Consider the following 5,819-nt stretch of genomic DNA (forward strand, 5'->3'; position numbering starts at 1 on the left):
CGCCAGCGTCGCGAACTGCTCCCCGTCCAGCGACGCCCCACCGACCAGGCCGCCGTCGATGTCGTCCCGGGCGACGAGTTCGCCGACGTTCTTGGCGCTCACCGAGCCGCCGTAGAGGACCCGGACGCCTGCGGCGATCTGCGGCGACGCCAGGGAGCTCAGCTCCGCGCGGATCGCGGCGCACACTTCCTGTGCGTCGGCGGCGCTGGCCACCCGACCGGTGCCGATCGCCCACACCGGCTCGTAGGCGATGACGACCTTGCCGATCTGCTCGGCCGACAGCCCGGCCAGCGAACCGCGCAGTTGCTCGACGTTGTGGGCGACGTGGTTTCCCGCCTCGCGGACCTCGAGGTGCTCGCCGATACACACGATCGGGGTCAGCTCGTGTTTGAGCGCCGCGGCGGTCTTGGCGGCCACCAGCGCGTCGTCCTCGTGGTGGTAGGTGCGCCGCTCGGAATGCCCGACGACGACGAAGGTGCAGCCCAGCTTGGCCAGGAAGGCGCCGCTCACCTCTCCGGTGTAGGCGCCCGCTTCGTGCGGGGACAGGTCCTGGGCCCCGTAGGTCAGCCGCAGCTTGTCGCCGTCGACCAGGGTCTGCACGCTGCGCAGGTCGGTGAACGGCGGGATGACCGTGACGTCGACCTTGTCGTAGTACTTGTCCGGCAGCGCGAACGCGATCTTTTGGACCAGCGCGATGGCCTCGAAGTGGTTGAGGTTCATCTTCCAGTTGCCCGCGATCAGTGGCTTGCGGCTCATGCTTCTGCTGCTCCCTCGGTTTCGCCGGGCTGGGGCCTGCCCAGCACCTCGATGCCCGGCAACGTCTTGCCCTCCAGGTATTCCAGCGAGGCGCCGCCGCCGGTGGAGATGTGCGAGAAGTCATCCTCCGGGATGCCCAGGGCGCGCACCGCGGCCGCGGAGTCGCCGCCACCGACGACGCTGAACGCACCCTTGGCGGTCGCCGCCGCGATCGCCTCGGCGACGCCCCTGGTGCCCGCGGCGAACGCCGGGAACTCGAACACGCCCATCGGGCCGTTCCAGAAGACGGTGCCGGCGTTGGACAGCAACGTCGCGAACCGTTTGACCGAGCCCGGCCCGATGTCCAGCCCCATCGCGTCGTCTCCGATGGCGTCGGCGGCAACGGTCCGCGGGGTTGCCTCGGCGCCGAATTTCTCGCCCACCACAATGTCCACCGGCAGCCGCAGCACGTCGACGTAGGTCTCCAGCAGCCGGCGACAGGTGTCCACCATGTCGGTCTCCAGCATGGATTTTCCTACCGAAAATCCTTGTGCAGCCAGGAAAGTGAAACACATGCCGCCGCCGATGACGATGCTGTCGGCCTTGGTGGCCAGCGACTCGATGACACCGAGCTTGTCGGACACCTTGGACCCGCCGAGCACCACGGCGTAGGGCCGGGCGGTGGACGTGGTCAACTGCTCCAGCACCCGGATCTCCTCGGCCACCAGCGTGCCGGCGTAGTGCGGCAGCAAGGCGGCCACGTCGTACACCGACGCCTGCTTGCGGTGCACCACCCCGAAGCCGTCGGAGACGAAAGCCCCTGTCGGCCCGACCAGTTCGGCGAGCGCCCGGGCCAGCGCGAGGCGCTCGCCGTCGTCCTTGCTGGTTTCGCGCGGGTCGAAGCGGACGTTCTCCAGCAGCAGGACGTCGCCGTCGGTGAGGCCTTCGGCGCGGGCCAGCGCGTCGGCGCCGACGACATCGGCGGCCAGCTGCACGTGCCGGCCCAGCTGCTCCCCCAGCGCCGCGGCGACCGGCGCCAGCGACAGCTTCGGGTCCGGAACGCCCTTGGGCCGGCCCAGGTGCGCGGTGACCACCACCTTGGCGCCGGCGTCGAGCAGCGCCTGCAGCGTCGGCACCGACGCGGTGACGCGGCCGGGGTCGGTGATCGAGCCACCGTCGTCGAGCGGCACGTTCAGATCCGAGCGCACCAGCACGCCGCGACCCGAAACTCCCTCGGCAAGAAGGTCTTTCAGAGCATGGACGGTCACGGGTCTACAGCGACCTGCCGACCAGGGCGATCAGGTCGATGAGGCGGTTGGAGTAGCCCCACTCGTTGTCGTACCACGACACCACCTTGGCCTGGTTGTCGATCACCTTGGTCAACCCGGAGTCGAAGATCGAGCTGTGCGGGTCGGTGACGATGTCGCTGGAGACGATGGGCGCGTCGTAGTACTTCAGGATGCCCTTGAGCCTGCCGTCTGCGGCGGCTTTGAACGCCGCGTTGATTTCCTCGGCGCCGGCCGGCTTGGACAGCTCGGCGGTCAGGTCGGTCACCGAGCCCGTCGGGATCGGCACCCGCAGCGCGTAGCCGTCCAGCTTGCCCTTCAGTTCGGGCATCACCAGGCCGATGGCCTTGGCCGCGCCGGTGGACGTCGGCACGATGTTCAGCGCGGCGGCGCGGGCCCGGCGCAGGTCCTTGTGCGGCCCGTCCTGCAGGTTCTGGTCCTGGGTGTAGGCGTGGATCGTGGTCATCAGTCCGCGGACGATGCCGAACTCGTCGTTGAGCACCTTGGCCAGCGGCGCAAGGCAGTTCGTGGTGCACGACGCGTTGGAGATGATGTTCTGGCTGCCGTCGTACTTGTCGTCGTTGACGCCGAGCACGATCGTGATGTCGGGGTCGGTGGCGGGCGCGGAGATGATGACCTTCTTCGCGCCGGCGTCCAGGTGACCCTTCGCCTTGGCCGCGTTGGTGAACAGACCGGTGGATTCGACGACGACGTCGACGCCGAGATCGCTCCACGGCAGCGCGGCCGGGCCCTCCCGGACCTCGAGCGCCTTGATCCTGCGGTCGCCCACGACGATGGTGTCCTCGCCCTCGAGGCCGACCTCGTAGGGCAGCCGGCCCAGGATCGAGTCGAACTTGAGCAGGTGCGCCAGCGTGTGGTTGTCGGTGATGTCGTTGACGGCGACCACTTCCATGTCCGACCCCGAACTGGTCGCGCCCGAACTGTCCAGGCCCTGCGCCTGCTGCGCCAGCAAAGCCCGGTAGAAGTTGCGCCCGATTCGACCGAAGCCGTTGATGCCTACTCGGACCGTCACAATTCTCTCCCTGTCTGCCTATGTCCGCTGATGAGCGCTGTGCGGTCAGCCTAGAACAGCGACACGCGCCGCCGCCCCGCCGGTAGAAGTGCCCGAGCGCCGCCGCGGTCGGTCGCGACGCGGGCACAGCGCCCCTCGCGGCCCGAAAAACACCGCGTGATCCTTTCCGAATTTGCCTCCGCAGGGACAACGACGCAGCCTCATACCAGTTTTCACAATGCCCGCGATAAACGAATGACGACCTTTCTGCATCGGTTTCATACAGGTCGTCGTCGGCTACCGGAAAATTGCGGGCGAGCGGGCCAGGATTCGCCCGCGACGGATCGGAGTTGACTCGGCCGCGGGGACCGCCCGGTACCGCCCACCGGCTCGCACCACTCTTTTCCGCTGTGCCAGCAGGCTTTCAGTCGGCCGGCACCGGCAACGTCACCATTTGGAAACGGCGCGGTGCGGCGCGGGACGTGTCGCGTGTCTGCTGCAGATAATCATGTCGGTCGGCGAGCCACCTCTGGGGTACGAATAATGCGGTTCTGCTGCACCACTTGATTGCGAAATACTGAGCGCTCACAAAAGGAGTTGACGTTGATGACGGTCTTTGATCGATTCAACATCAAAGTAGTTGCCGGTGCGGGATTGTGCGGTGCTGCTCTGGCGTTGAGCCCGGAAGCGGCAGCCGCCCCGCTGAAAACCGGCGGCTACGCGTGCGTCCAGGATCAGGCCGGTGATGCCGCCGCGGCGGCCGGGGACGGCGCGCCCGTCGCCGCAGGCGCAGGTGCGACCGGCGCGGCGGCGGGGGGAAACGTGTGCGCGCCCAGCGCTCCGCTCACCGACATGGCCGGCGTTCCGGTGATCGCGCCCGGGCCGGTGGTTCCGGTGGGCGCCCCGCTGATCGCGCTCGGGCCGCCGATACCGCCGGTGCCGCTGGGTGCCCCGCTACCGCCGCTGCCGGTGGTGCCGGCCGGTGCCCCGCTGATCGCGCTCGGGCCGGTGCTGGCCGGTGCTCCCGTGGACGGCGTGGCGGCCGCCCCGATCATCGACATGGCCGGAGCCAAGGATGCGCCGACCGGTCCGGCGCCGACCGGCGGCCCGGTTCCCGGTCAGCCTGCCCAGCCCGGTCCTTCCGGCGGCTGAGGCCGATCCGCCTCCGACACACGCACAACGGACCCGCTGGTCGAACGACCAGCGGGTCCGTTGTGTGCGGCTGGACGCCGACGAGTTCGGGTGCTGCTATTCCCGCACGATCACGGGGTCGCCGACGTTGACCGTGTTGTAGTACCACTCCGCGTCGGCCGGGCTGAGGCTGATGCAGCCGTGGCTGACATTCTCGAGCCCGAGGGAGTCGATGGCCCACGGGGCCGAATGCACGAAAAGACCGCGGCTGGTGATACGGACGGCGTAGTCCACCGGGATGCGGTAACCGTCGGGATCGTCGACGGGGATACCGACGCTGCTCGAGTCCATCAGTATCGAGCGTTGCTTGGACAGCACGGTGTAGGAGCCGGTGGGCGTCGAAAACTCCGGCCTACCCATCGACGCCGGCAGCACGCCGTCTTGCCCCCAGTGGGGCCGGTGGTGCGGCGCCGGCAGCGGAGGCGGCGGTTCGGCCTCGGCGCCGTCGATACTCACGGTGAAGGTGTGGTCCGAGATGCTCGCGACGCCCACGACTGCGGGACCGGTTTTGAAGTCCAGGGAAATGCCGTGCCGCCCGCCCACGGACAGGGCCACCGCGCTGTGCGCCGGCCAGTAGCGGCTGGGAACCCACTGCACGACGTTGTTGTCGAGCCATTCGAACCTGCCGGTCCGCGCGGGCGACGAGGTGACGTCGACGGCGCGCTCGGCCGCGTGGCGGGCGGCTGGATTGATGACGGGCGCCCGGAACGTCACCACGACGGGGTGCGCGACACCCACCGTCTCGCCCCGCGTCGGCAGAATCGACGCGATCGCGAACCGGTCCGGCTGGCTGGCCGCCGCCAGGCTGACGCCGGCCGGCCCCGCAAGCACACTCGCAGCGACCCCGATGACGGTGAAAAAACCCCGAAAAACCGCCCGCATGGCTCCAATTCCCTGATAAATGACATGGTTGTAGTTGTAAGAGTGATGGTAGGGGTGCGGTCAGGCGTGCAGCGCGAGGGCGCGTGAGCGATTCGATCAAGCCTGTGTCACGTTTCAGCTGCGACGCGTGACTCGGCGCCGCCTGCGCACCCAGCGCAACGCCGCGGCGGCGGCGTGGTAGCCACACAATCCGTGGACACCGGCGCCAGGCGGCGTGGACTGCGAACACAGATACACCCCCGGTACGCCGGTCGCATAGGGGTTGACCGCGATCCGCGGGCGGAACAGGACCTGCAGCCCGTCGTTGGCGCCGCCGATGATGTCCCCGCCGACGAAGTTCGGGTTGTAGGCCGCCAGGTCGGCGGTGCCCTTGCTGACGGTGGCGACGACGCGGTCGCGAAATCCCGGGGCGAAGCGCTCGATCTGGCCGACCACGGCGGCGGTGGCGTCACCGGTGTAGCCGAAGGGCACGTGGGCGTAGGCCCACACCGGGTTGAGGTTGCCTGCCGAGCGGGTTGGGTCGGCCAGGTACTGCTGCCCGAGGAGCACGAACGGCCGCCGCGGCATGATGCCCTGCGCACGTTCACGTTCGGTGTCGGCGATCTCGGCGAACGAGCCGCCGAGGTGGACGGTGCCGGCGCGCCCGCAGTCGGGGTTGGCCCAGGGAATGTCGCCCTCGACGACGAAGTCGACCTTGAACGCCGAGGAGCCCT

General features: G+C 68.9%; 6 protein-coding genes. 1 reads left to right on the top strand and 5 read right to left on the bottom strand.

What is annotated here, in order from left to right:
- From tpiA to gap, 3 genes are all read right to left on the bottom strand, one after another.
- Positions 1-756 (bottom strand): triose-phosphate isomerase (gene tpiA, locus AC2VOK_RS04775; RefSeq protein ID WP_428899464.1); only part of this gene is annotated, 756 nt, incomplete at its 3' end.
- The gene (locus AC2VOK_RS04780; protein WP_428899465.1) at positions 753-2,003 is read right to left on the bottom strand and encodes a phosphoglycerate kinase; all 1,251 of its coding nucleotides are present in this window, start codon (positions 2,001-2,003) and stop codon (positions 753-755) included. The genes AC2VOK_RS04780 and tpiA, both read right to left, overlap by 4 nt.
- 4 nt (positions 2,004-2,007) lie before the next feature.
- Positions 2,008-3,054, bottom strand: coding sequence for a type I glyceraldehyde-3-phosphate dehydrogenase (gene gap, locus AC2VOK_RS04785; RefSeq protein ID WP_428899466.1), 1,047 nt, complete (start codon positions 3,052-3,054; stop codon positions 2,008-2,010).
- 576 nt (positions 3,055-3,630) lie between these two features.
- Between gap and AC2VOK_RS04790 the strand changes: the two genes are divergently transcribed.
- Positions 3,631-4,185, top strand: coding sequence for a hypothetical protein (locus tag AC2VOK_RS04790; protein WP_428899467.1), 555 nt, complete (start codon positions 3,631-3,633; stop codon positions 4,183-4,185).
- A 96-nt stretch (positions 4,186-4,281) separates the two neighbouring features.
- Here the strand turns inward: AC2VOK_RS04790 and AC2VOK_RS04795 are convergent, their stop codons facing one another.
- Positions 4,282-5,106, bottom strand: coding sequence for a L,D-transpeptidase (locus AC2VOK_RS04795; RefSeq protein WP_428899468.1), 825 nt, complete (start codon positions 5,104-5,106; stop codon positions 4,282-4,284).
- A gap of 114 nt (positions 5,107-5,220) precedes the next feature.
- Positions 5,221-5,819: phytoene desaturase family protein (locus AC2VOK_RS04800; RefSeq protein ID WP_428899469.1), on the bottom strand; the 599-nt coding region annotated here is incomplete at its 5' end.

Source organism: Mycobacterium sp. TH-M116 (genome assembly GCF_057473685.1).